The organism is Salinibacter grassmerensis (assembly GCF_947077765.1).
Classification (GTDB): Bacteria; Bacteroidota; Rhodothermia; order Rhodothermales; family Salinibacteraceae; genus Salinibacter; species Salinibacter grassmerensis.
The window spans coordinates 647,057-672,830 of sequence record NZ_CAMTTF010000001.1 but is presented as its reverse complement, the minus strand read 5'-3'; the positions used below and the strand labels follow the sequence as shown (position 1 = coordinate 672,830).

Below are 25,774 nucleotides of genomic sequence, written 5' to 3'. Positions count from 1 at the left end.
TCGGGCGGTCGGGCATGAAAGACCGGAGACCGGCGACGACCGGACGCCGCCCTGGTCACACGTATTCCTCAAACTGGTGGGCATGGAGGTACTCCACCACCTGCTTGACCTGCTGGGCACTCTCACGGTCACACACCAGCACCGCATCGCCGGTGTCGACCACCACCTTGTCGTGGATGCCCACGAGCACCACCAGCCGATCTTCGGTCTGGACGTAGCAGCGGCTGGAGTCCTGCATGATGACCTCTCCCTCGATGACGTTGCCGTGCTCGTTCTTTTCGCTCAGGTCGTAGACGGCCCGCCAGTCGCCGACGTCGTTCCAGTCGAACGTGCCCGGCACCACGTGAACCGTCTCGGCCTGCTCCATCACCCCGTAGTCGATGGAAATGCGCGGGCTCTGTCGAAAGGCGTCGGTGAGCGTGTCGGGGTCGGCGGCGCCGTCGGCCTCGCGGACCGGGGCAAACGCCTCGTGGGCGTCGGGCAGATGCGTCTCGATCTGGTCGAGGATCGTGTCCGCCCGCCAGATGAACATGCCGCTGTTCCACAGAAAGTCGCCGGAATCGATGAACCGCTCGGCCGTGGACTGGTCCGGCTTCTCGGCGAAGGTGCGCACGGGATAGGCCTCCAGGGCCGGGTCGTCCGCCCCAGGTCCGTCGTACTGAATGTAGCCGTACCCGGTGGCCGGGTAGGTGGGATCGATCCCGATGGTGACGAGGGCCTCACGCTCCTGGGCGGCGTCAAACGCCACGTCCAGCGTGTCGTGGAACCGCGCCACGTTCCCGATGACGTGGTCGGCCGGGAGGACCGCCATCGTCGCGTCCGGGTCCCGCTTCGCGAGCGTCGTGGCCGCATAGGCGATACAGGGGGCCGTGTTGCGACTGATCGGCTCTGCGAGGATGTTCTCCTCCGGCACAGCCGGCAGTTGCTTCTTCGTCTTCTCCACGTACCGCTCGTGGGTGACCACCAGGCAACGCTCCGGCGGCACGAGCCCCTGAAGCCGCGCGATGGTGTTCTGAATGAGCGTCCCATCGCCGAAGATGTCCAGGAATTGCTTGGGGTGCTCCTTGCGACTGACGGGCCAGAAGCGCGTGCCAATGCCTCCGGCCATGATGACGGCGTACTTCATAGATATGCAGCGTCGGATTGGAGGGAACGGAAGAAGAGGAATTGCCTCAGCGGGTGGTGCCCCATACGAAGCCGTGGGGACCCGCAAGAGGGACTCGCAAGAGGAACCCTAAACATAGGTCTCGACGCGGGAAGTTGCACACCTCCAGTCAGCCGTCGCCCGCCTCTTCACCGAGAAGCGGATGTGCACGAGTCCACGCCTGTCGGAGTCCTCGCACGTGCCCCTGGAGGGCCGCCCGGCTATCCGGCCTAGAAGACGTGACGAGGGCGATGAGCTGGCCCAACACGCTCCACCAAAACGCGAGGCGGTTCAACGGTTGATCCATGTTCTTTTGGACAAACCAGTACCGCCGGACGAGACGCTCCCGCGTCGTGTCCGCGGTGTCGCGACGGTTCCGGTCGGAGACGCGATGCACACACCGCGCCTCCGGCACCACGGCAAGGGGGCCGTCCCGCGCCACCCGAACCGAAAAGTCGAGGTCCTCGAGGCGGGGGGATGGTCCCTCCACGGCAGGATCAAAGCGGTGCCGATCGAACACCTCGGCCCGGTAGCTGGACGCACACGTGCTAAGCCACGCGGCGGGTTGCACGTCTTTTTTCCCGGTCGGCCACGCCGGCGTCGTTTGGCCGGAGGGGAGCACACGACTGGGGTGGTTCGTCCGCAGGAGAAATAGGCGGTGTTTCCAAGTAACCCGGGGGCGCGGGGAGGTGTCTTCGGCTTCTGCAATGATGCCCCCGACCCCGAGGAGATGCCGCCGTTGATTCAGGACCTCGCACAGGCCCTCGAAGTAGCCGGGCCGCAGCGTCACGTCGTCGTCGATGAAATGAACAGCACGGATCGTCGCCGGCAGCAGGTCGACGCCGGCATTTCGCTGGCGCGCGCCGGCCGGCGCCTCAGTGTAACGGTGGTAGTAGAATGGCAATTCTCGACCGAACCCGTGCCGGACAACGTGGGCCGTTCGGCGAGCCTCGTCCGGCTCACTTCCGTCTACCACCACCACCGGGCGGTCGTGGGCTCGGCGCTGTTCAGCAACACTCCCAAGGGTTCGGGCAAGGGCCTCGGGACGGTTTCGGGTGCAGAGCACGACCGCCTCGGACGCCGAAGAGAGTACGTCCGGACGAGATTCTGCAGAGCCGTCTCTGTTGTCACGCACGGGACCATCTCGTTTCTCAAACTCCACGACCCACGTCTCCGACCATCAAAAGTCTACGGTCCTCCACCTTTCTGGGATGATGTCGGAGTCTCTCGCGCGGCCAGGCAGCCACTGAGCGGGCGCGAGGACCGTCTTCCTCTCATTGCGGTTCAGCCACGCCCCCCACCAGCTAAAGGTGCTATTGGAAATGATGTTGTGGGAGCAGGCCTTCATGAGGCGAAGGTCTTCGCACGCCCTCTCTTCATTTCCCTCCACGAATCGGACATTTTCATGACTGATCCCGTCCGGAAGAAGCGCACCGATGTGCGCAGTTACCCAATCCATTTCGTCCGAGAAGAAAAACAGACGCGGACGCTCAATTGTGCGTCTCATTTCTTGGATCGCCGACCGGTAGTACGCTGGGGGCAAGGTCCACCCTTGCCTCGTGTAATCGCCCCGGCGAACGTGCACGCTCACTGATTTCTCCTCTTCGATCCGCGATTTCCATCTTTGGTTCTCTCCGTCCGGCCCGTCCCGCAGCGTTAGCTCCGTCCTCAACGTGTCCGCAACCGGACGGAAGTATCTTTCGGACTGGTAGTATCCGTATAGCAGCGACGAGCCAGGGGCCTCCAGCACGTGCGGGGCAAAGTGGCGCGGACATTCCAGGTCCCGGTGCACCCTGCATGTCTGTAGGGCAAGCCTGGGACTTGCGCGCCTCAGAAGCGTATACAGTTTGAATCGTCCTTCCAAAAGAGCCCGGTCTTCCACCGAGTCTCGGATGAGTTGCCCCTGTACAGAAAATCGAGGGAGACGAAGCGTACGTGACACACCTCCGGAGGCTGAAGAACGGGCAAACGTGGACGTTTCCAGGTAGAGCCTAGCCCCCGTTTTGAGAGACAGAGCCCTGCCGGCCGCGTACTGAAACAGTTGATTCCCCACTCCTCCGTGCACAATCACTGTCGGCATTGCTGGGCGTCTTGGGCTCAGAAAGTTCGGCTTAGACCCTCGATTAGGGAGGTGCAAGTACGGAGGATCTGCTGCCACGAACCGCCCGGTAGGCTCCAGGTTCAACGTTCCCGTTTCCGGCACGTCCCTCTCTTCTCGATCCGCAACAGTTCTTGGCCTCACGATGGGACGAGAGCACGAGCGCAACGTCCGAGCCCGGATCGTGCACATGACGACGGTGCACCAGCCGTTCGACCCGCGCATCTTCTACAAGCAGCTCGCTTCGCTCCACGACGCCGGCTTCGACACGCACCTTATCGCCCCGCACGGATGCGACGAGGAGGTGCAGGGCGTCTCGATTCATGCCCTCCCCCAACCGGACACCCGCTGGTCCCGGGTTGCCCTCCAGCCGCAACTCTTTCGAGAAGCTCGGGAACTGGACGCTGCCTTGTATCAGATTCACGACCCGGAGCTTTTGCCTCTCGCTTTGCTCCTGAAGAAGACGACCGGGGCCCGAATTGTCTACGATATGCACGAGAACTACCGGGCGAAGGGCGCCGTGTTGGGGCGGGCGCTCCGAGCGCTGGAGCGCTGGGCGTTCCGGTGGCTCGACCACGTGCTGATCGCGGAGGCGAGCTATCGGTCGATCCTGGACGGCCACGCGGTGCCCCACACCTACATCGCAAACTATTTCCGTCCAATCGGGGACGAGCGCCCGGACGAGGCCCCGGCGATCCGAACACCCCCGACGCGACTGCTCTACACCGGCACCCTCTCGTCCAGTCGCGGCCTTCATGCGATGATCGATCTGGCCACGTCAATCAAATGTGAGAACCGCGCGGGGACGATCCGACTCGCCGGCATCTGTCGCTACCCAAAACAGCGCGCCCAGGCGGAGGCCCGACTTCGAGACGCGGGGCTCCACGAGGTCGTCGAGCGCATCGGCTGGGACGCCTACATGCCCCCCTCGACCATGCCTTCGCATCGCCGCTGGGCCGACGTAGGACTCGCTCTCTTCCACCGACACCCCAACCACGTGGGCTCGATCCCTACGAAGTTCTACGAGTACCTCCACCATGGCCTGCCTCTCATCTGCTCGGACATTCCCCTGTGGCGACGCTTCGTGGAGCGGCACGAGTGCGGGGCCGTAGTGCCACCGGGCGATGCGGGAGCGGTGCTCGACGTGCTCGACACATGGCAGACCGCCCCAGACCAGTATCGGCGGTGTGCCGAGAATGCCCGGGCCGCCGCGTCGCAGTATCGCTGGGCCGAAATGGGCGAGCGCCTCGTCACCCTCTATCGCCGGATGCTGGGCGCCGCCACTGTCTCGGTCACCGGATCACGCTGATTTTTTCGACGTCGCCCCGGAAGGTCGTCTCGGATCCTTCGATGTTGACCCGATAGAGGTACACGCCGGTTGCCACCCGATCTCCGTCCTCGTCCCGCCCGTTCCAGCGCAGCGTATTCCACCCAACGCGCAGGGGACTGTCGAGGTGGCGGTCCTCCAGTTGGCGCACGAGGCGGCCGGACAGAGTGTAAATGCGTAGAGAAAAATCACGAAGTGCCTCATTCCGTCCTCCCTCCACCCGGAAAGCAAACGTTGTGTGGGTGTTCATCGGGTTCGGGTAGGGGTACACGTCCCGAATCACCTGCTCCTGCTGCACGCGGAAACTGCCCTGGTAGGGCTCCACGGCATTGCCGCGTGTGTCCTGGGCCTCTACCTTCAGAGTATACGTCGAGTCCCGCGGGGACAGTTTGGGAGAGAACTGGAGCCGGAGCGGGTCGGTCGTGCCGGAGTCCGGCGGCACGAACGTCAGGGCGTCTTCGGCAAAGGAAATTCGGCGGAAGTCGCTCTCCAAGCCTGGCCCGCGACTGGGAAGCCCACCCTTCAGATATACGTCGACGTAGCTCGTGTCGTCGAGGGCAAGGTAGGGATTATCGTCGCGCACGAGAACCTCAAGCGTCGGCTCCGTAGAGACAAACGGCAACTCGGGGGCCTGAAGCCTGGTCACGTCGCCGGAGGTCGGCGGGAGTTTCCGTCCGTTGGCAAGTACGCGGAGGGACGGCCCCTCCTCGTCCGCTTGCACGTAGAGGTTTCGGACCACGGTGTTGTTGCTCGGCAGGCGCTCCGGCGGCCCGTCCGTCGCGGCCTCGGCCCGGAGCACATTGTCGCCTGGGAATTCTGCGCTCGACACGGCGAGGGTGCTCGTGTCTCGGCCCCCGTTTGGAGGGAGGGCCGGAAGGGTATCGGTGAGCACGGTCGTAGCTGCATTCGAGGCGTCCTCTAGGGACGCACGGACGCGGACGGGACGGCTTTCCACGGGCCCGAGGTTGACGATGGGAAGGGCGGCCGTGGCGCGCTCGCCCTGCCGAACCGTATCGGGCAGTGTGGCCGGGCCGGATGGGTCTAGCACGAGTTCGGGAACACCCGTGTACGACACCCCCCATCGGTCGAGCTGTGGGGCAGTCCGGGCCGTCGTGTCCGACAGCGTGGCGCGGAGGTACAGGTAGGGGTGCGCCGCCGCGTCAATCGCCCCGAGGGACTGCCCCCCCGACGGCCCGGTGAGATTGTCGATGAGAACGGTCGAATCCGCGGCGAGCACGTCGATCTCAAGTGCGTCCGCCGCGTCTGAGACTGCCCCGTCCCACTGAACCATTCCCCATTCGCTGGCGGGACCGATCCGGGGGGAGAGAGTGACCCCAGAAGCATGTGGGAAGTCCGGTTCTGATTCGATCGTAACCTCATTCACCTCACCCGCCTCCGAGGGTGGAGAGACCCGTTCGACGGTTTCGCCCGATTCTCCCTTCCGGGTCTTCAATGCCCAGACGTGGTTGTACGTGAGTGTGTCGATGGCCGACGACCCCAAGTTTTGGAAGAGGGACTTTACCTCTTGCGGAATCGATGCGTTGCTCTGCCGAGCAAGGTGTCGGGTGCGGACGAATATGTAGTCCCCTCGTTCGGGTACTTGGTCGAGGAAGGTCGAGAGCGCATCGATCGCCTCTTGCTGATCGCCGATAAATTCTCCTCTCTCTTTTAGATAGTTCTCCCACTGCGTCGGAAGATCATAAGTCGGGAACGACTCGTTCCCCTGTACCTCTCCCGTGAGACCGTCTACGACAAGCACTCCGAATCCGAACTTCAGATACTCGTAGTCAGAGGTCCCGTCCACGATGAATCCATCTGTCCTGGAGCCCTGTCCTCGTTCGGAGAAGACCAGCACATTTCGGGCGTACTCCTCAAATTTCCACGATCGATCTGTGCGTTGAAGCCGGGTGTTTGTGTTCGCCGCGAAGAACCGCTCTCGCTGGAGCCAGGAGCTGTTGCTCTCCTCGGGTTCCACGGTAAATCGAGACGTGCGCCACGCCTCCGCGTCAGTGTCGGCCAGTCGGGCGCGCCAGTAGTAGGTTTCGTCGGCGGACAGGCCGGACGGCCTCCACGTACCGCGCAGCCCGTCCACCGCACGCCGCACTTCCCGCCGGGCCGACGACGAGAAGTCGGGCACCGTGTCGAGCTGGAGGACGACCGCCCCCCGGTCGATCGCCGGGCCGGACACGATAAACTCCAGTGACGGCTGCTCAGCCTCCACCGTCCCGTAGTCTCTCGGGGCGAGGAGCGAGACGCCCGCGTCGAACACCACCTGGCTCCGCTCAGCCGTGTTGTTCGTCTCGTTCGCCTCCTTATACTCGTTCGACGGATCGGCCGTGACGCGGAACGTATTGGTGCCGATGGCGCGCTCGTCTAGGGAGTCCGAGAACGAGAGCGTCCGCTCGAGCGCAAACCGGTCGAGGCGGCGCGTGCGGCGGGTCGTGCCCCCGTCCGGTTGCTCCCAGGTTAGGCGGGTGCCAACACTGTCGGCGGGAATGAGGCCGCGATTCTGCACCCGAACCGTGGTGGTGAGCTCGTCGGAGGGCACCGGGGCCGTGGGCTCCGTCGCGATGAGGTCCGGCGACACGTGCAGGTCGGGCTTGGCGGGCAGGGCCAGGTTCGTAGCCGGGTCTCCGATCAACCCGTACTGCAGGAGGTGCTTCACGTAGAAGTCGCTGCTGCCAAAATCGGCGTCGATCTCCGCCTTGGCCGACCGGATGGCCTCACCGAGCACGCGCATCGTGTCGACGAAGACGCGCCGCACGAGGGCGTCGTTGAGCCGGGCCGAGGGGACGAGGTTGCCGAGGGCCGATTCCCCAAAGTGGGCGATGCCGCCGTTGAGCCCCCCGTCGCGCGGGGTGCCGTCGGGCCGCACGGACCCTACGACGAGCTGCTCCCCCAGCGACGGCGCGCTCTTCTCCTCAAAGCGCCCCCCGGCAAACGAGCCGGTGCGACAGCCGAGGGACACGACGACCGGCAGTCGCCCGGCGTTGTCAAACTCCGCGGGCGGGTCCGTCACGATCTCCCAGGTCTGGGCGGCGGAGTGGCCAAAGTAGTTGAGCCACCCGGCGCCCCGCTCCAAGTCGACGGCCAGGGAGTCCTGGAAACTGGCGTCGAGGGGATCGTTCGCGCGCTTGTAGTACTGAAGGGTGTCCGCCCCCGTATGCACAGGGCCCGTGTACCCGCGAGTATCCGCCGCCGTGCCCGCCGCGATTTCCCCCCACCAGTTCGACCAATCCTGTAGGTCCTCCTGCTCCCCCTCGTCGGTGCCCCCCGCAAGGAGGAGCATGCGCTTCTGCCACCGCTCCAGGGGCGCCGCCTCGTAAGTCTGGATCTTGTCGACGAAGAGCTCGCCCTGCGCCACGGACCGAACCGGGATGCGCCCCACGGCGAGAAGCTCCGACCAGTCGTCGGGGCCGTCGCCCTGCATGGCAAACCAGCCGTCGGAGGGGGCGTAGCCGAACGACGGCACGCTCCACTTCGGATAAAGCGTGTCGACCGAGCCGTCGCGGATGGGATACTGCGCGTCGGCAAAGATGGCGAGAAACTCAGGAGCGGTGGCCCACGCCTGCGTAGACCGCACGAAGCGCCGGATGGCGATGGGGGTGGGACGCCCATAGTCGAACTCATCGAAGACGTTCTGGACGAGGGCCACCTCCACCTCATAGCCGTCGTGCGCCCGGCGGTAGTCGGCCAGCTGCTCGGCGGCGGGACGAAGGGCCTCGGTGGTAAGCAGGAGGTAGTCGGCCGCGTGGGCGTCGGGGGTTGACCAATTGCTGGACGCGTCCGTCTGGATAGCGGCGGGCGTCCTGTACCCGTCCGCCCCCACGGCCCAGTGTGGCGCCGGCGCCGCCAACGGGTTCGCTCTCACAAACGTGGTATCTTCCTCGATGGGCACCTCGTACCGACGGGCGTCGACGGGGCTGTACACGCGCACCGAGTCGCCCGTATGTCCCGTCAGGGCAACAGTTCGGGCGTCGGGTGTCGGAACCACGAAGCGCTGCTCGTCGCCCTGGGCCGTGAGGACACGCGTGTAGGCCGCCTCCGCCCAGTCGAACAGCACATAGTTGGGGGTGTCGGACGGAGGGGGACAGTTTAGATCGCCCGAAAACCCGTCGTTGTAGGAGGTCAGGCGCAGCTCTAGTCCCCCGTCGGGGACGCGGTCCTGCGCGACGGACGCCTCGATCGTTCGCCGGGCGAGGTTCTTCCACTCCGCGGTCTTGAGCGACTCAAAGGCGCGCGACCCGCCCGGCTGCCGGAGCCGTCCCTCTACCTCCACACGGTGGCACGAACTGGAGGCGGCGTCGACCCGCACCCGCAGGTCAAGCGACGCGTCCGTGTCCGCACGCCGCCCCACCGGGAGCGTGTAGGTGGCCGACCGGGGCGACGTGTCGTTGTGCCGAAACTGGCGCCAGTAGTACCCTTCCGACTCGGTGTAGAGGGGATTGCCGGTGCTGCTCGGGCGCCCGAAGTAATACGTCTCGTCCCGCTCGATGCGCGCCGTGTCGCGAAGGGCCTGCGTTACGGCAGACGCGCCCGGTGCCGCCTGCGCGTACCGGCGCCCGTCGCTCCCGCCCCACGTCATCCAGTAGTGGGTCGTGTCGCTGTAGAGGCTACGGTGGGTGCTGCTCTGTGCCGAGGCCTCTCCGTCGTAGGCCCAGAGCTCATCCGCCCCCCGGTTGCGGCGCCCCACGAACGTGATTGTGTCCGACGGGTCGATCGTCCCGTCCGCCGCTCCCTCAATCTGGATCGGAATCTCCTCGCCGTTCTCAAGGAGCCGGATGGTTTTCGGGGAGATGTCGGCCAGCCTCGTCCCGTCCGGCAGCGCCTCCGTCAGTGCACTGGCCGACACGCGGTACACCCCGTCGGTGGTGACGCTAATTTGGAGATGGGGCGCTTCCGGGTCGTACCACTCAGAATCAAAGCCGTCGCTCGTCTGCCCGGTGGCCGCCACGGGCACCAGAAACAGGAGGCCCCACCCCACCCACCACACGAAACCACGGAGGTCGACCATGACGAGAGCAGAAAAAAGAGCGAGGTCGCCCCGATCAGGCAGCACGGGCACGACGGTAGAATGATTGCGTGCGCCGAACGAAGGGGGCCGGTCCGTAGCGGGTCACCGCGTGTGCCCGGATGCACTCAGCGTCGTACGCGCCCCACCGGTTCCGAATTGTGCAGAGGGCCTCCGCCAGGGCGACCGGAGCGTCGGGGGGCACGAGAAGGCCCGTCTTCTCCGTCACAATGTCGGCGGGCCCCCCGCACCGGGTCGCGACGACCGGAAGTCCCGTCGCCATCGCCTCCACGAGCGCCACGCCGAACGTCTCGTGCCGGCTCGGCAGCACGAAGGCGTGGGCGCCCCAAAGCGCCTCGCGCACGCCCGACCGGCCTTGTTGTCCCCGAAAAGCGACCTGGTCCTCAACGCCAAGCCTGCGCGCTCGCGCCTCCAGCGCCGCCCGCCGCGGGCCGTCGCCCAAGATGGTAAGCGACGCTCCGTTCGAAGCCTCAAAGGCCTGCGTGAAGGCATCGATCAGCCCACCGATGTTCTTTCGCGAGTTCAGCCCGGCGACCGTCACGAACCGGAACGGCGACTCTGACGGACGCCCCTTGGGGGGCCGCGTGAAGAACGAAGCCCGGACTGGATTCGGATGGACCGCCACGTCCTGGGGCACAACGCCTTCTCGACCCGTGAGTGCATCTTTGAGGCCCGCACTGACGGCCGCCAGGCCGCTCGCCTGACGGAGTCCCCGGTCCACGAGCGGCCGGCGCCACGGCAGAATGCTCCCGCGCTGGAAGCCGCTAAAGTGCTCAGTTAGCACGTACGGCACCCCGAACGCATCGCTCACCCGGGCCGCGGCCGCGCCGGCCCAGCGGGCGCTGTGGGCGTGAACTACATCGGGAACGCCGCGTCGGTCCACGTACTTGCGCGCGAGGCGCACGGCACTGCCGATTCGGCACCGCAGACCAGGGGGAACCTGCCACCATACGTTCCATCCGTACCGGCGGAGCGTTGGGATGCCGTGGTCCGTCGTCCATTCCGTCTGGAAGTGCTTGTGCCCGAAGGTCGTGGCCGCGAGTCGACGCAGGCTCTGGTGCTCCGGATACACCACCCCTACGTCCATCCCGTGTGCCTGCAGGCAGCGGGCCTGCTCCGCAAAGTAAATTCCGTCCAGCGGCGCCTCCGTGGTGGGATACCAAGACGGAACCACGAGGACGTGCACGAAAGTGGAACGGTTTATTTTGGACCTGAACAATGATCACACGATGAAGATACACCGCGGCCTGGTCGGTGTTCGGATAGAGGCCCTGGCGTTTAGCCCTTTCCAACGAGATGCACTGGGCGCAATTCGGAGCGGCGTGAAGGGCAAAACTGAACCTTCCCAAGCACTCGCATTTACAAGGGGCACTGCCTTGGAGAGAGGCGGTGTCCTCGTACGCTCCCCCATGCACCGGGCCTCGACTGTGCTTCCCGAACGGATTCCCATTCCCGAGTCTCTTTACTCCACCGAGACCGAGGCCCCGATCGCCACGTGCCTCGCCTGCGATGCGCCCCTGCTGGAAGGGCCCACCGAGTACCTGATCGAAAAGGGCTATCGCCAGTACGAGGCCTACGACGTGCAGGAGACCGTCTTCGAGTACGCCATCTGCATGGACTGCCACACCGAAATGCGGCAGTCCTTTTCCGACCCCTCGAAGCGCCGGTGCCAGGCGTACCTGTCCGAGCACGTGGACCTGGCCGCTCGCACTGGGCGGCTCCTTGACACCGACTCACAGGACCCGGCCGACTGGACGCGCCAGTGTGTGGTGCACGGCACGCCCCGGGAGGAGCTCGAGGAGTATCAGGTCATCGCGCACTGTCAGGGGGACGAGCTGCTGCTTACCCACCTCCCCCTCTTGATGGGCGGCCCCGCGATCGACGCCCTCGTGCAGCGTCTCTCCAGCGAAACGCTCGACGACCTGGGCGGCTTCCGCGACGAGCACCTTGGGCTCCCGCCCGAACTGAAGCGCGACCTCCAGGGCCCAATTGTCGCGTAGTCCTCCCTTGCCCTTCATTTCTTCAGGACCTTCCCCTCCATGAAGCCCGCAACGACCCTTTCAACACTCGTTCTGGCCCTCCTGCTGGCTGGTTGCGCCGGAACCCGCCCCTCCAGCACGTCGCCGGCGTCCGACACCACCGCGGTATCGAGCTCGGCGGACCCGGATACGGCCACTAAGGCAACCGCCCCACCGGCTCCCTCTCGCGCCCCGCGGGACTGGTACCACCTCGATCGCGTCCCACGAAGCGGCCCCGGCCTTGACACCCGGGCGGCCTACCAGGAGGTGCTCCAGGGCCGAGCGCCGCAGGATACCGTCCAGGTCGCCGTCATCGACTCCGGCCTCGACATTGACCATGAAGACCTCGCGGCCACGACGTGGACCAACGCCGACGAGACTCCCGGCAACGGCGTCGACGACGACGGCAACGGCTACGTCGACGACGTGCACGGGTGGAACTTCATTGGGGGGCCCAACGGCAAGAACGTGGAGCAGGACACGTACGAGCTGACCCGGATCTACGTGAATCTTCAGGAGCGCTTCGCCGGGGTCGACTCGGCGAGCATCGGCCCCGACGCTCGGGACTCGTACCGGCGGTATCAGGAAATCAAGCGCGCGTTTCAGAAGAAGCGGCGCGAGGCCCGCAAGCGGCTCGCGAGCGTTGGGAAGGCCCAGAAGGCCGTGCAGGCGTCCGTGGACGTGTTGAAGTCCCACCTCGACACCGACAGCCTCACCCAGTCGGCCGTCCGGTCGGTAGCGAGTCCCCGCCAGGACGTGCGCCGGGCTCAGCAGACCCTCCAATACTTCTACGACCAAGACCTCTCCCCCTCCGACCTCAAGGAGTACAAAAACCAGCTGGAGCGTCAGGTCGAGTACAACTACAACCCCGATTTTAACCCGCGGTCCATCGTGGGCGACGACTACGCGAACAAGACCGAACGGCGGTACGGAAACGGGGACGCGGAGGGCCCCGACCCCGGACACGGCACGCACGTAGCGGGCATCATTGGGGCCACCCGCGACAATTCAATCGGCGTCGACGGCGTCGCCCGGGGCGTCCGCCTCATGTCCGTCCGTGCGGTGCCGAACGGAGACGAGCGCGACAAGGACGTCGCCAACGCGATTCGCTACGCGGTCGACAACGGGGCCGACGTGATCAACATGAGCTTCGGCAAGTCGTACTCGCCGCACAAAGACGTGGTCGATGCCGCCGTACAGTACGCCGACTCGATGGGCGTCCTGATGGTCCACGCCGCCGGAAACGATGGGGCCAACGTCGACTCGACCGACAACTTCCCGTCACCCTACTACGCAGGCGGCGGCCAGGCGCAACGGTGGATCGAAGTCGGTGCCTCCTCCTGGAAAGGAGGTGAGAAGCTGGCCGCCTCGTTCAGCAACTATGGCGCCGAGCGCGTGGACGTCTTTGCGCCCGGGCACTCCATCTACTCCACCGTCCCCGGCGACGCGTACGACCGCAACGACGGAACGAGCATGGCGGCCCCTATGGTGAGCGGCCTCGCCGCCCTGATCATGGCCCACTACCCGTCCCTGCCCGCCACGGATGTCCGAAACATCATCCTCGAGACGGCAACGTCCTACCGGGACCGACCGGTCGCTCGTCCCGGCGACGGCGAGACCGTGCCGTTCGGCACGCTCTCCGACACCGGCGCCATCGTGAACGCCCGTGCGGCCCTCCGGCGGGCCGCCGACAGGGTCGCCGCGCAGTAGGGGCACGCCGACTCGTTTGGGGCAAGCGCTCTCTCGCGAGCGGGCGCTCCGCAAGATGGGCTCGGGCTTCTCCTTGACCGCCCATCGCCCCCATCAAACACGAAAAGCCACGCGCCGGCGCAGGGCCGGGCGTGGCTCTCGCGTGCAACACAGAAGCCACCGGGGAATTCTCGGGGCCTCTCGTGCACAACCACAGCACCGCAGCGCTGCTCAAACGCTGCGATCAGGTGTCCGGGTGGACGGCGGGCTGAGACCCGACAGGACCGGGCCTGCCCAGAATGAGGGCAGTGCCCCGCCGTGGCACCGAACGACCTGTGGTGGGGCTGGAGGGCCCACTTTTTTATGCGGTCGAGTGTCGGCGTTCGAAAAAAGCATGGGGGATCGCATCGTGGTTTGCAGCGGTCTGTCCCAGATCGACACTCAACGCACACACGTCAACGCTACGTAGTCTCAATGCTACGTAGTCCAGTGTCTCAGTCCATCATCTTGCGGAGGAACGCGGGCGTGTCGGTGTCGTCGTCGGGTTCCTCGTCGTCGGAGCGGGAGCGCTCGTCGCGATCCGTCCGCTCGTTCAGGTCGTCAGCCTCCAATCGGCGAATGTTGGGGTTGTCCTCTTCCCCCTCTCCGTCCGTCTCCTCGCTCGGCTCGTCCTCCGACGGCTCTGAACGAAGGGGCGCGTTGCGGCGCTCATAGGCCGGCGTGTCGAGCTGGCGGAGATTGGTTTCGCCCTTGTAGTCCGCCGGGTCGTCGTCCTCACCCTGATCCTCGAGCGGTACCGTGCGCCGCCCGTCGTCGCCGTCGTCCTCCGGCTCTTCGTCGCGGTCGAAGCCCGTGGCGATGACGGTCACGCGGAGCTTGTCCTCGATGTCCTCCTCGATGACGGTCCCGAAGATGACCTCCACGTCCTCGCCGGCCTCCTTTTGAATGACGCTCGTGGCCTGTGTGGCCTCGCGAATGCCGAGCGACGGGCCGCTGGTGATGTTGACGAGCACGTTGGTGGCACCGGCGATGGAGAGGCCGTCGAGCAGCGGACTGCTGATGGCCTGCACGGCGGCCTTCTCCGAGCGGTTCTCGCCGGTGGCCGTGGCCGAGCCCATCAGGGCCGTGCCGCCGTCCTTCATCGTCGTCTGCACGTCGGCAAAGTCAAGGTTGATCAGGCCGTGGACCGTAATCAGGTCGCTGATGCCGCGGGTGGCGTTGTAGAGCACCTCATCGGCCTTTTCGAACGCCTCGATGAGGCTCGTGTCCGGGTCGGCAATGTCGAGCAGTCGCTCGTTGGGGATGACAATGAGCGTGTCGACGTTCTCGCGCAGCAGCTCGATCCCCTCGAGCGCCGTGTTCATGCGCCGCGATCCCTCGCAGTCGAAGGGCTTGGTGACGATGGCGACGGTCAGGATGTCGAGGCTGCGGGCGATGGCCGCCACCACGGGCGCGCCGCCGGTGCCGGTGCCGCCCCCCATTCCGGCCGTGATGAAGGCCATGTCGTAGCCTTCGAGGGCCTGCCGGACTTCTTCACTGCTTTCTTCGATGGCCTCGGCGCCGACGCTCGGCCGCGCCCCGGCCCCAAGGCCGCTGGTCAAGTCCTCGCCCGCCTGGATTTTCTGGGGCGCGCGATTCTCGTTGAGCGCCTGGGAGTCGGTGTTGACGGCGATAAACTCGACGCTGCCGTGGATGCCTTTCTGCACCATGTTGTTGATGGCGTTGCCGCCTCCGCCGCCGACCCCGACGACGCAGATCTTGGCTTCCTCATTCGCGGCGTCGTCGAACGAAAATTTTGAGCTAAAGTCTTGGTCCATGGTCCCTCCAGTGGGTCTGTGGTTTTGAGAGTATGAGAGTACAGCCCGGCGGGCCTGAAGTGAGCGGCTCCAAGCGCGTGCGTGCCGGCCTGTCGAAGTGGTCTTGTGCTAGCTAATTGGGGAGTGAAGGTCTGAATGTGGAGGGCGAGCGGTGTGCGTGAGGGTTGGCGGAACGAGGGACCGCTCCGTCCTGCACCGTGCCCGTCGTCGTCGATTTACAATTCGTCGAACCAGGCTTTCATGCGGTTGGCGATGCGGGCCATGAGCGTTTCCCCACCGGCCTGCCCGTTCTGATGGGAACGCACCTCCTCGGAGAGCGTGGTGCCGCCGATAATCTCAGGGCGCATGCCGTAGAGGACGAGGCCCACCCCAGTCGAAAATTTCGGGTCGCTCACTTCCTCCACGAGCCCGCCGCTCAGGCCCATGGGGCGCCCCACACGGGCCTCCATGCCGAGCACCTCGGCGGCCAGTTCATCGGTGTAGGGGACCAGCGCCCCGCCCCCGGTCAGCACGGCGCCGACGCCCAGGTGCCGCCCGTAGCCGCTGCGCTTGATTTCCATCGCCGCGATCTCCAGAATCTCTTCCAGGCGTGGCTGGATGATCTGGGCGAGGGCGTCGCGCCCAATCGTCTTCTCGTCCCGCCCGCCGATGCCGGGAATCTCGATTTTCTCGTCCGAGTCCGCCTCCCCAGCGAGGGCCACGCCGAACTGTCGCTTCAGCTGCTCGGCCTGGTCCCGCATTACGCCGAGGCCTTTTCGGATGTCGTCGGTCACCTTGTCGCCGGCCACCGCGATGACGGCCGTGTGGCGGATCGTGTGGTCCTCGAAGACGGCAATGTCGGTCGTCCCGCCCCCGATATCGATCAGGGCGACCCCCACCTCCTTCTCGTCCTCGTGCAACACGCTGAACGAAGAGGCGAGCGGCTCGAGCACCAGGTCGGACACCCGAAAGCCGGCCTTCTCGATGCAGCGGTAGATGTTCTTAGCGGCGGAGACGAGCCCCGTGATGATGTGCACGTCCGCCTCCAGGCGCACCCCGCTCATGCCCACCGGGTCGGCCACGCCGTCCTGCCCGTCCACGATGAACTCCTGCGGGATGACGTGCAGGATCTCGCGGTCGGCGGGCAGGGCGACGTGCGTCGTGTCCTCCAGGAGGCGCTGCACGTCGTTCTGTGTAATCTCGTTGGCGTTGATCGTCACCACCCCTCGCGTCTGGAAGCTCTGCACATGATCGCCCGCGATGCCCACGACCACGCTCTGCACCTCCACGCCGGCGGCCCGCTCGGCCTCCTCCACCGCCTCCCGAACGGCCGCCACGGTGCGGTCGATGTTGACGACCACCCCGCGGTTGAGGCCGTCGGAGGGGGCCATGCCCACCCCAAGAATGTTCACGCGGTCGAGGTCGTCCTTGCCGGCGACGACGGCACAGACCTTGGTCGTGCCGATGTCGACTCCTACGACGATGTTTTCATTCATGGCAACTTGGGGGTCAATGTCAGGCTGGATCGTGATTCGTGACGCGTGATCGCGCGGGCCGTCTCACGACGCACGCATCGCTCATCACTGAGCAGAGCACAGCGCACTATGGGGAATGGCTCGCATGCATTATCCGTCGAGCGGTTGCGTTCGGGTTACCACTTGTCCGTCGAAGCGAAGGTCAATGTGTTCGATCGGCTCATCGGGGGACGATGTGAGTACCTGCCGTGCAAAGGCGCGGAGCGTACGCAGCTTTTGGGGCACGTCGCCGCTCCCGAGGTGCACCGGCAGGGCGTCATGCGGGCCGATCGGGGTCGTCGTAAGTCGGATGGTGTCGCCGGCCTGTATCTCGATTTCGGCCACGAGATCGGCCACCCCCGCCTCGGGGAGGGCCCTGAGCACCCGGCGCAGCGACGAGGGACTCTCTGCGGTGTCGGGCCGCGTCCAGGGGGCCTCCGCCTCGAGGCCCCGCACGAGCGGCACGTCGTACCCGGTGCTGTCGGGCAGCGGCATCGCGTGGCCGTTCCGGTCGAGGTAGTAGGCCGGCCGGCCCTGCGCGTCCACCGCGAGTGCCGCGGGCGTGCGCTCGGTCACCGCAAGCGCCAGGACGCCGCGCATCCACTTGGGCTCCACGGTCGCCCCCTTCACCCACGGATGGCGGGCCACCCGATCGGCCACGAGCGTCGGCTCCACGGCCGTCATTGCCGCGCCGCGGTCCACGCGGGCCAGGCGGCGCAGCGTGTCGGGCGGGGCGTGCCGCGTTCCGGTCACCGCCACGCGGTCCACCGTCACGTTCGCCCGCCACTGCCAGCCTAGCAGGCCTAGGGCCACGACGCCCGCCACGAGGAGCCCAATCCCCGCAGCGCGGCGGGCGTGGCGTCCAAATGTAGAAGCCTTGTCGTGAGCCATCCGTGTGGAAAGACGGTCGTACCTGTTGAGTGGGTCGAGACAATCGCAGTGTGCGAACCGCGAGTCGTGCTCGCGGCCCGAACAGCAGTTTCGCGGGATGCCCGTCCCGTCGTTCGTCGCGTTCAGTTGGTCACATTCTCAGTGCTGTTTCCGAGCAGGTCCACGAAGGCCTCGCTTTCGCGCCAAATGTCACCCGCCCCCAGCATCAGGACCACGTCCCCCGGCTCCGCGAGCTCTTGCAACCGGTCTGGGAGGTTGGTCTCGTCCGGCACGTAGTGCACAGCCCGGTGCCCGAACTGCTCGGCCCGCTCGGCCAGGCGCCCGCCGGTCACCCCCTCAATCGGCTCTTCGCGCGCCCCGTACACGTCGGTCAGGACGAGCATGTCGGCATTGAAGAAGGAGCGGGCGAACTCATCCATAAAGTTCTGGGTGCGGGAGTACATGTGCGGCTGAAAGACCGCGACGACACGGCGGTCGGGAAAGCCCTGATGGGCCGCGTCCAGGGTCGCCTCGATTTCGGTCGGGTGGTGAGCATAGTCGTCGAGCACCGTGATGCCGCCGACCTCCCCCTTCTTCTCAAACCGGCGGCGGACCCCAGTGAAGGTGCTGAGCCCGTCGCGCACCCTTTCGAATGAAATCTCGAGCTCCTGCCCCACCGCCACGGCGGCGAGCGCGTTGCGCACGTTGTGCATGCCCGGCACGTGGAGCTCAAGGGTACCGAGGCGCTCTCCGCGCACCACCACGTCGAACCGGGTCGTCATGCCCTCGCGCCGGATGTTCTCGGCCCGCACCTCGGCCTGGCGTGTCGTGCCGTAGGTCACGACGCGGCGCTCCACCTCGCCGACAATGGCCTGCACGTTTGGGTCGTCGAGGCAGAGGATGGCCGCCCCGAAGAACGGCACGCTGTTGGCGTACTGGGTGAAGGCCGCTTTGATGTCGTCCAGGTCCTCGTACACGTCGAGGTGGTCCTCCTCGATGCTCGTGATAACGGCCAGCGACGGCGTGAGGCGCAGGAACGTGCGGTCGTACTCGTCGGCCTCAATCACGAGGACATCGCCCTCCCCCGTGATGGCGTTGGAGCCGAAGGCCGTCACCTTCCCCCCCACGATCACGGTCGGATCAAAGCCGCCCTCGGCCACGACGAGCCCCGCCATCGAGGTCGTGGTGGTCTTGCCATGGGTGCCGGCCACGCCGACGCCAAACTTCATCCGGATCAGTTCGCCCAGCATCTCGGCGCGCGGAATGAGCGAGATGCGGCGGCGTTCGGCCTCGCGGGTCTCCGGGTTCTCGTTGGGGTCGACGGCACTGGAGTAGACCACCACGTCGGCCTTGCCCACCTGTTCGGCGGCGTGGCCCTCGTGGATGGTCGCCCCCTCCGCCTCCAGGCGCTCGGTCACGTCGCTGCGCTCCAGGTCCGAGCCCGTCACGTCGTAGCCGCGGTTGAGGAGCACCTCGGCGATGGAGCTCATGCCGATGCCGCCAATGCCCACCATGTGGACCTGGCGGATGCGGCCCAAAGCCGGTTGTGTTCGGAGTTCAGCCATCGCGTCAATTTGGGTTCGGTCGGATCGTCGGCTCCGTGGGGCCCGGGCAGGTGCCCACGGGCCGGTGAGAAAGAATACGAATTAGTTCGCGCGGTAGCGATCAGCAAGGGCAAGGACGTCGCGGGCGATGGTCTCCGCGGCGTCGGGGCGCGCCCGGTCGTGGGCGGCCTCGGCCATCTGGGCGCGCCGGTCGGAATCGCCGAGTAGGTCGAGCAGCACCGCATCTAGTTGGGCCTCAAGGTCCGCCTCGTCCAGCCGGACGGCGGCGCCGGCCTGTTCCAGGCTCCGTGCGTTCTTGGTCTGATGGTCGGCCGTCACGTTGGGCGAGGGCACGAGCACCGCGGGCGTGCCCGTGACCGTCAGCTCGCTGCAGGTGAGCGCCCCCGCCCGGCACACCACGAGGTCGGCCACGGCGTAGGCGTGTCCCATCTGGTCGATGTACTCGACGACGCGGAGTCGCGGGTGCTCGTCGAGATCCGCCATCAGGTCGTCGTAGTACCGGGTCCCCGTCTGCCATATCACGTACACGTCGTTCTCGGCCAGTAGGGTGTCCAGGGCGTGCTGGATCGCCCCATTGATCGCCGCACTGCCCAGCGACCCCCCCATCACCAGCAGCACGCGCCCGTCTTCCGGAACGTTGAAGTCCGCCCGGGCCGCGGCGGGGTCTGCGTCCCGCAGCGACTGGCGCGTGGGGTTTCCGCTCACGACCGCGTGCTCGGTGGGCACCCAGCCCTTCGCCTCCGGAAAGGCGAGGTGGATGCGCAGCGCGAGCCGCGCGAGCACCCGGTTGGTAAGGCCCGCGTAGGCGTTCTGCTCCTGAACCAGAAGGGGCCGTCCGCGCAGCCACGCCGCCATCAGCACCGGGGCGGCCACGTACCCGCCCGTGCCCACCGCCACGTCCGGCTCGATGGCGCCCACAAGCCGCCAGCTCTGCATCAGGCCCTGCGCCACGCGGATCGGCAGCAAGAGGTTGGACGCCACGGCCCGCCGCTGAAGGCCCTGCGCCGTGATGGGGTGGAGGGCATACCCCGCCTCCGGCACGGCCCGCGCTTCGAGCCGGTCCTGCGTGCCCGCAAACACGATTTGGGCATCCGGGCGGAGCGCCCGCACCGCATCGGCAATGGCGATGGCCGGGTACACGTGTCCCCCGGTGCCGCCCCCAACCATCAGTATGTGTGGCGCACGCGTGCTCATGGCAACTCGAAAATCGTCAGCGGGCCCAAAGGCCCAGAAAGATTTTGAAACGGAGCAACTCAAACCTGCTCGGCGGAACGCTGTCCCGCGTGGCGGGAGATATTCAACAGGACTCCAATCATGATGCCGTTGGCCAGTAGAGACGTACCTCCGTACGAGACAAACGGCATGGGCAGGCCCGTCACCGGCAACAGCCCGCTGGCCACCCCGGCGTGCACGAATCCGTACGTCACGACGAGCGTGGTCACCCCGACGGCCAGAATAAGCCCGAGCGGGTCCGGGGCGTCCCGCGCAATGCGAAGGTATCCACGAAAGAGCAGTACGAAGAACCCGGCCAGCAGGGCCAGGGCCCCAAAGACGCCGTACTCCTCCGCGATGATGGCGAAGATAAAGTCGTTGTAGGGCTCCGGAAGAAAGTCGCGCTGAACACTCTTTCCCGGCCCCACCCCGGTAAGCCCCCCGGCCGCAAAGGCCATCCGGGCCTGCCGAGACTGATACTGCTCCCCCCTCACGTCCATGACCTGCTCCGGGTTGGTATTCGGAAACAGGTCCATGCCGAGGTACGCCTCCAGGCGGGCGGCCCGGTCGGGCGACGTAGACAGGACGCCGAACGCCATCACGCCTCCCAGCACAGCGAGCCCCCCGATCTGCAGGACACTCACGCGCCCTACGAAGCTCATCAGCAGCACGCCAAGCAGCAGCACGAGGGCCGTCGAGAGGTCGTCGACCGCAATGAGTCCCACCGTCAGTCCCACCCACACCAGCACCGGCAGAAACGTGCGGCTGAAGCTCTTCACGTAGTCCTGCTTCTTCACCAGCAACACCGCCACGTAGAAGACGAGCGCCACCCGCGCGAGCTCCGACGGCTGAAACCCAACCCCGGCCACCTGCAGCCAGCGGTCGGCGCCCCCCGAGAAGAGGCCGACGACCTTGACGGCGACCAACAGGAGCAGGGCCCCCACCAGCGCCACCCGGCTGTACCGGGCCAGCGTGCGGTAGTCGATGAGGCTCACCACGCCCATCGCCCCGAGGGCAATCCCCACACGGGCCAGGTGCCGGAGCAGGAAGTGCACCGGCTCGGTCCCGGCCCGCACCTCGGCCAGGTACGTGACGGCGCTATACACCGCCACCACGCCCACGGCCGACAGCGCCAACACGACCCACACCACGTACTTGTCCGCCGGGGCGCGGTCGGTCACCTTCTGTGTGAGAAATTGGACGATGCTCATCGAACGGTAGTGATGGAAATAATGGGTCGAAAGGTCGAGTCGTCGGTTCGGATGTGGTGCGTATTTCGTGTTGCGCACGCCGCCAGAGAGACGACCGGATGCGCGATACACAGCACGTGATGCGTTATGGCAGCGTGTCCACGAGGCGGCGGAAGGTGTCCCCCCGTTCCTCATAGTTCTCGTACATGTCGAAGGAAGAGCACGCCGGGCTCAGCAGCACCACGTCACCCGGCTGGGCCGCGCGCTGGGCCTGGCTCAGGGCATCCTCCATGGTGTCGGCTCGGCTGTGCGTGCCGGCCTCGTCCCCGAGCTCCCGAACCACCGTCCCGGCACTTTCCCCGAGGGCCACCACCGCCCGCACCTGATCGCGAACGAGCGGCTTGAGGTCTGTGTAATCGTTTCCCTTGTCTCGCCCCCCGGCAATCAGCACGACGGGCCGGTCGAAGCTCTCCAAGGCGTACCAGACCGCATTCACGTTGGTGGCCTTCGAGTCGTTGACGTACAGCACGCCACCCACCGTGCGCACCTCCTCCAGCCGATGCGGCACGCCCTCAAAGCCGGACAGGCTCTTGCGAATGACGTCATTCTCGACCTCCATCACGCGGGCCGAGACCGCAGCCGCAAGCGAGTTGTACATGTTGTGGCACCCTCGAAGGGCAAGCTCGTCCTGAGGCATAAGTGAATCGTCTTCGTCGTCGGCTCGGAGCACGACGCGACCGTCTCGCAGTCCGGCCCCGGTCGCCGGCACCCCTTCTCCGGTGATGGCCATCGGGCGGACGCCCTGCTCCGCGGCCGCCTGCTCCGCGGCGTCCCGCACGTCCCCGTCGTCCCGATTGTAGATCACCACGTCGCCTTCGCCCTGATTGCGGAAAATACTGTGCTTGGCCTGTGCGTAGGCCTCAAAGTCGTGGTCGTAGCGCCCCAGGTGATCGGGCGTGATGTTCAGCAGCACGCTCACGCGGGGACGGAACGTGTCCACGTGGTCGAGCTGGAAGCTGGACACCTCCAGCACCACCACGTCCGTCGGCTCCGTATCGAGCACGTAGTCGGAAAACGGATACCCAATGTTGCCGGCCACGATGGCCTCGCGGTCCGGGTCGTCCGCGAATGCCGTTCGAAGAACATGCCCGGTGAGGCTCGTCGTGGTCGTCTTGCCGTTGGTGCCAGTGATGGCCACAATGGGCGCGTCGCAGAACCAGGACGCCGCCTCAATTTCGGAGTACACGTCGAGCCCCGCCCGCAACGCCTGTTGTACGATGTTCGACTGCGTCGGGACGCCGGGACTGAGCACAAAATAATCTGCATCGAGAGCCTCCACCGTATGCCCCCCAAACTCGTACTCGACGCCAGCCTCCTCGAGGGCCGCCGCGGCCCCGTCCGATGAGGCGTCCTGCTCGGTGAGAAACACCTCGCCTCCAGCCTCGGCCAACAGCCGGGCCACGGCGCGCCCACTTCGGGCGCCGCCCACTACGGTGGCTCGTGCTGTACGGACCTCGTCCGGGGTCATTGGGGGGGAAGCGTCGGTTCAAGTGAAGGAAGGTCGAGCCCACGCCGCGGCGTGGGATTCGTCATCGAATGCGAAGGATGAGCAGGGCGGCGATCACGGTAATGGCGGTCACAATCCAGAAGCGCGTTACGATTTTCGCCTCGTGGAGCCCAAGCGCCTCGTAGTGGTGATGCAACGGCGCCATCCGGAAGACGCGCTTGCCGGTGCCGGTGCGGCGTCGTGTATACTTGAAGTAGCTCGTCTGCACGATGACCGAGACCGCCTCGGCGAAGTACACGATGCCCAGCAGCGGCAGCAACAGCTCTTTGCGCACCATGAGGATCGTGCTCCCCACGGCCCCACCGAGGGCGAGAGCGCCGGTGTCGCCCATGAAGACGGTCGCCGGGTACCCGTTGTACCAGAGAAACCCAAAGCAGGCCGCCGTGACGGCCGCCACGAACACCGTCAGCTCCCCGGTGCCCGGCAGGTACATGACGTTCAGAAACGTCGCAAACTCCGCGTTGCCGGAGACATACACCAGCGCAACGAGCCCCAGCGATACAAACGCTGTGACGCCGGTCGTCAGGCCGTCGAGCCCGTCGGTCAGGTTCACGGCATTGGAGACCGCCGTCACGATGAAGACGACCACCGGAAGGTAGACGGCCCACCCAAGGTCGACGCCCAGTTCTAGAAACCGGAAGAGGTCATAATCGAGTACCTGGTCTTTTAGGAAAGGAATGAACGTGAACGTGTTGTAGGCCGCAAAGTCGGGATGGAAGTACAGCACCCCCCCGACGAAAAGCCCGACGGCAACCTGTCCCACCACCTTGTACCAGGCATTGAGGCCGTCTTTTTGCTTCTTCACCGTCTTCACGTAGTCGTCGGCAAAGCCCACCACGCCGAGCCCACCCATTGCCACGAGGGAGAGCCATACGTACGTGTTGGCGACGGCCCCCCAGAGCAGCGTCGCCCCGCCCACGGACAGCAAAATGATGATGCCGCCCATCGTGGGCGTGCCCGCCTTGTGGGCGTGGCTGATGGCCCCGGCGGCCTCGCCCTCCCGCACCTGTTCCCCGAGCTGCTGCCGCCGCAGCCAGCGGATGATGCCTTGGCCCGCCCCCATCGCAATGCCGAGCGCCGTAATGGAGGCCAGCGCCGCCCGCACGGTGATGAACCGAATCACCTGAAACCCCGGCGGGTGGTAGAGCCGCTCAATGTAATCGATGAGGTAGTAGAGCATCGTGTGTGGGCACCTGGGCGTGCACCGGACCCCGGTCGCACTCGTCCAGGCGCGTCAGCCAAAGTATTGTCGTGCCATCTCGCGATCGTCGAAGGGGCGCGTGTCGGTGCCGATGGTCTGAGTCGTCTCGTGGCCCTTGCCGGCGATCACCACTACGTCGCCCGGCATCGCCTCGTCGGCCGCGGCCTGAATGGCCTCCTCCCGGTCTACAATCCAGCGCATCGACTCCGGCCGCTCCACCCCCTCGCGGATGTCTCGAAGAATCCCCACCGGGGCTTCCGTGCGCGGGTTGTCACTCGTCACGATGACGCGCTCGGCAAGCCGCTCGGCGATGCGGCCCATCATGGGCCGCTTGCCCGGGTCGCGGTCTCCCCCGCAGCCAAATACGCACCAGAGCGCAGCGTCCGCCGGCCTCGTGTCGCGCACGGCGCGGAGCACATTCTCCAGCGCGTCGGGCGTGTGGGCGTAGTCGACGATGACCGTCGTGCCGTCCTCGAAGCGCAGCGGCTCGACCCGGCCGGGCACCGGCGGCGCATCGGCCAGGGCGTCGGCCACAGCGTCCGGCGCGTGGCCGAGGGCCGTGCCGGCCCCATAGGCCGCCGCCAGGTTGAAGGCGTTGAAGCGCCCCGCCAGCCGAACGGCGCGCTCCCGCCCGTCGAGGCGGAGCCGCAGGCCGTCGAGCCGGGCCTCCAGCACAGTTGCCTCAATGCCCGCAGCCGCCTCCACCGCAAAGGACACGACATCGGCGTCCGTGTCGGCCACCATCGTGGGGCCGGCCTCGTCGTCGGCGTTGTACAGGGCCGTCGCGTCAGGCCCGAGTGCGTCGAACAGCCTCTTCTTCGCCGCCCGGTAGTCGTCCGGCGTGTCGTGGTAGTCGAGATGGTCGACCGAGAGATTGGTGAAGATTGCCACCTCGTAGTTGAGCCCGTGCACGCGATCCTGGTCGAGGGCGTGGGAGGACACCTCCATCGCACAGGCCGTGCAGCCCCGGTCTACCATACACCGCAGACGGCGGTGCAGGACCAACGGCCCCGGCGTCGTGAGCTCCGGGGCGGTCGTCCCGCCGCCCGTCCGAACCTCGATCGTGCTGAGCAGCCCAGCGGTCCCCCCAAGCGTCTCCAGCAGGTGGTGGACGAGATAGGCGACCGTGGTCTTTCCGTTCGTCCCCGTCACGCCCACGAGGGACAGCTCGTCGGCCGGGTCGCCGTACAAGGCCGCGGCGCCCTCAGCCAGGGCCGTCCGCGTGTCCGTCACACGGGCAAACACGACCCCGGGGAAGCGCTCACGCGCCTGGGCCGGCAGCGCCTCGCACACGACGAGACGCGCTCCGTTTTCTACCGCCATGTCAATGAACGAGTGGCCATCGGCGTCCACGCCGCGAATCGCAACGAAGCCGCCGCCCGGCGTGACCGCCCGACTGTCGTCCGTCAAGCCGTCAATCGCAAGCGTGTCGGGATCAGGAGCCTCCGTCCCCACAATCGTTTCGTTCAACAGACTCGTTTCCTGCAGCCGGCGCCGGAGCGCCGACCAGGAGAGGGGATCGGGCTCCAACTCCGAAGTTCGCTCAGTTTG

General features: G+C 66.3%; 17 protein-coding genes. 3 read left to right on the top strand and 14 right to left on the bottom strand.

Annotated features, from left to right (window positions below):
- Positions 1-55: 55 nt before the first annotated feature.
- The 3 genes from OJB03_RS02505 to OJB03_RS15715 form a co-directional block, all read right to left on the bottom strand.
- On the bottom strand, positions 56-1,126 hold the full coding sequence (locus OJB03_RS02505) for a mannose-1-phosphate guanylyltransferase (RefSeq protein ID WP_263784934.1): 1,071 nt from the start codon (positions 1,124-1,126) through the stop codon (positions 56-58).
- 148 nt (positions 1,127-1,274) lie between these two features.
- Positions 1,275-2,279, bottom strand: a complete 1,005-nt coding sequence (locus tag OJB03_RS02500; protein ID WP_263784932.1) for a glycosyltransferase family 2 protein — start codon at positions 2,277-2,279, stop codon at positions 1,275-1,277.
- A 45-nt stretch (positions 2,280-2,324) separates the two neighbouring features.
- Positions 2,325-3,224: an alpha-1,2-fucosyltransferase gene (locus OJB03_RS15715; RefSeq protein WP_423816350.1), complete on the bottom strand. Its 900-nt coding sequence runs from the start codon at positions 3,222-3,224 to the stop codon at positions 2,325-2,327.
- Between the two features lie 163 nt (positions 3,225-3,387).
- On the opposite strand from OJB03_RS15715, the gene OJB03_RS02495 reads away from it, so the two are divergent.
- Positions 3,388-4,551, top strand: coding sequence for a glycosyltransferase (locus OJB03_RS02495; protein WP_263784930.1), 1,164 nt, complete (start codon positions 3,388-3,390; stop codon positions 4,549-4,551).
- On the opposite strand, the gene OJB03_RS02490 is transcribed toward OJB03_RS02495, so the two are convergent.
- Both OJB03_RS02490 and OJB03_RS02485 read right to left on the bottom strand, forming a co-directional pair.
- Entirely contained in the window at positions 4,535-9,634 is a 5,100-nt protein-coding gene (locus tag OJB03_RS02490) for a C25 family cysteine peptidase (protein ID WP_263784928.1), read from the bottom strand. The genes OJB03_RS02495 and OJB03_RS02490 overlap by 17 nt on opposite strands.
- The gene (locus tag OJB03_RS02485) at positions 9,618-10,787 is read right to left on the bottom strand and encodes a glycosyltransferase (RefSeq protein ID WP_263784926.1); all 1,170 of its coding nucleotides are present in this window, start codon (positions 10,785-10,787) and stop codon (positions 9,618-9,620) included. The genes OJB03_RS02490 and OJB03_RS02485 overlap by 17 nt, the downstream gene beginning before the upstream one ends.
- Before the next feature lie 241 nt (positions 10,788-11,028).
- Here OJB03_RS02485 and OJB03_RS02480 point away from each other — a divergent pair, with 241 nt between their 5' ends.
- Together OJB03_RS02480 and OJB03_RS02475 are read left to right on the top strand one after the other, a co-directional pair.
- Positions 11,029-11,601: a hypothetical protein gene (locus OJB03_RS02480; protein WP_263784925.1), complete on the top strand. Its 573-nt coding sequence runs from the start codon at positions 11,029-11,031 to the stop codon at positions 11,599-11,601.
- A 39-nt stretch (positions 11,602-11,640) separates the two neighbouring features.
- The gene (locus OJB03_RS02475) at positions 11,641-13,329 is read left to right on the top strand and encodes a S8 family peptidase (RefSeq protein WP_263784923.1); all 1,689 of its coding nucleotides are present in this window, start codon (positions 11,641-11,643) and stop codon (positions 13,327-13,329) included.
- Between the two features lie 473 nt (positions 13,330-13,802).
- On the opposite strand, the gene ftsZ is transcribed toward OJB03_RS02475, so the two are convergent.
- The 9 genes from ftsZ to OJB03_RS02430 form a co-directional block, all read right to left on the bottom strand.
- Positions 13,803-15,125 (bottom strand): cell division protein FtsZ, encoded by a 1,323-nt coding sequence (gene ftsZ, locus OJB03_RS02470; RefSeq protein ID WP_263784922.1) that lies wholly within the window; start codon positions 15,123-15,125, stop codon positions 13,803-13,805.
- Positions 15,126-15,340: 215 nt separating this feature from the next.
- Positions 15,341-16,600, bottom strand: a complete 1,260-nt coding sequence (gene ftsA / locus OJB03_RS02465) for a cell division protein FtsA (RefSeq protein ID WP_263784921.1) — start codon at positions 16,598-16,600, stop codon at positions 15,341-15,343.
- A gap of 129 nt (positions 16,601-16,729) precedes the next feature.
- Positions 16,730-17,509 carry a cell division protein FtsQ/DivIB gene (locus OJB03_RS02460; RefSeq protein WP_263784920.1) on the bottom strand — a complete coding sequence of 260 codons (780 nt, stop codon included), beginning with the start codon at positions 17,507-17,509 and terminating at the stop codon, positions 16,730-16,732.
- Positions 17,510-17,631: 122 nt separating this feature from the next.
- Positions 17,632-19,053 (bottom strand): UDP-N-acetylmuramate--L-alanine ligase, encoded by a 1,422-nt coding sequence (gene murC / locus OJB03_RS02455; protein WP_263784918.1) that lies wholly within the window; start codon positions 19,051-19,053, stop codon positions 17,632-17,634.
- An 81-nt stretch (positions 19,054-19,134) separates the two neighbouring features.
- Positions 19,135-20,247 (bottom strand): undecaprenyldiphospho-muramoylpentapeptide beta-N-acetylglucosaminyltransferase, encoded by a 1,113-nt coding sequence (murG, locus tag OJB03_RS02450; RefSeq protein WP_263784915.1) that lies wholly within the window; start codon positions 20,245-20,247, stop codon positions 19,135-19,137.
- 59 nt (positions 20,248-20,306) lie between these two features.
- Positions 20,307-21,476, bottom strand: a complete 1,170-nt coding sequence (locus OJB03_RS02445; RefSeq protein ID WP_263784913.1) for an FtsW/RodA/SpoVE family cell cycle protein — start codon at positions 21,474-21,476, stop codon at positions 20,307-20,309.
- A 124-nt stretch (positions 21,477-21,600) separates the two neighbouring features.
- Entirely contained in the window at positions 21,601-22,983 is a 1,383-nt protein-coding gene (gene murD, locus OJB03_RS02440) for a UDP-N-acetylmuramoyl-L-alanine--D-glutamate ligase (protein WP_263784911.1), read from the bottom strand.
- Between the two features lie 61 nt (positions 22,984-23,044).
- The gene (mraY, locus tag OJB03_RS02435; RefSeq protein WP_263784908.1) at positions 23,045-24,202 is read right to left on the bottom strand and encodes a phospho-N-acetylmuramoyl-pentapeptide-transferase; all 1,158 of its coding nucleotides are present in this window, start codon (positions 24,200-24,202) and stop codon (positions 23,045-23,047) included.
- Positions 24,203-24,256: 54 nt separating this feature from the next.
- A complete protein-coding gene (locus OJB03_RS02430) occupies positions 24,257-25,753 on the bottom strand; it encodes a UDP-N-acetylmuramoyl-L-alanyl-D-glutamate--2,6-diaminopimelate ligase (protein WP_263784906.1) in 1,497 nt (498 codons plus the stop codon).
- Positions 25,754-25,774 lie beyond the last annotated feature (21 nt).

Bases quoted from the DNA above. Each gene is read 5' to 3' on its own strand.
- OJB03_RS02505 (WP_263784934.1), bottom strand. From the start codon at position 1,126: ATGAAGTACGCCGTCATCATGGCCGGAGGCATTGGCACGCGCTTCTGG.
- OJB03_RS15715 (WP_423816350.1), bottom strand. From the start codon at position 3,224: ATGCCGACAGTGATTGTGCACGGAGGAGTGGGGAATCAACTGTTTCAG.
- OJB03_RS02495 (WP_263784930.1), top strand. From the start codon at position 3,388: ATGGGACGAGAGCACGAGCGCAACGTCCGAGCCCGGATCGTGCACATG.
- OJB03_RS02475 (WP_263784923.1), top strand. From the start codon at position 11,641: ATGAAGCCCGCAACGACCCTTTCAACACTCGTTCTGGCCCTCCTGCTG.
- ftsZ (WP_263784922.1), bottom strand. From the start codon at position 15,125: ATGGACCAAGACTTTAGCTCAAAATTTTCGTTCGACGACGCCGCGAAT.
- ftsA (WP_263784921.1), bottom strand. From the start codon at position 16,600: ATGAATGAAAACATCGTCGTAGGAGTCGACATCGGCACGACCAAGGTC.
- OJB03_RS02460 (WP_263784920.1), bottom strand. From the start codon at position 17,509: ATGGCTCACGACAAGGCTTCTACATTTGGACGCCACGCCCGCCGCGCT.
- murC (WP_263784918.1), bottom strand. From the start codon at position 19,053: ATGGCTGAACTCCGAACACAACCGGCTTTGGGCCGCATCCGCCAGGTC.
- murG (WP_263784915.1), bottom strand. From the start codon at position 20,247: ATGAGCACGCGTGCGCCACACATACTGATGGTTGGGGGCGGCACCGGG.
- OJB03_RS02445 (WP_263784913.1), bottom strand. From the start codon at position 21,476: ATGAGCATCGTCCAATTTCTCACACAGAAGGTGACCGACCGCGCCCCG.
- murD (WP_263784911.1), bottom strand. From the start codon at position 22,983: ATGACCCCGGACGAGGTCCGTACAGCACGAGCCACCGTAGTGGGCGGC.
- mraY (WP_263784908.1), bottom strand. From the start codon at position 24,202: ATGCTCTACTACCTCATCGATTACATTGAGCGGCTCTACCACCCGCCG.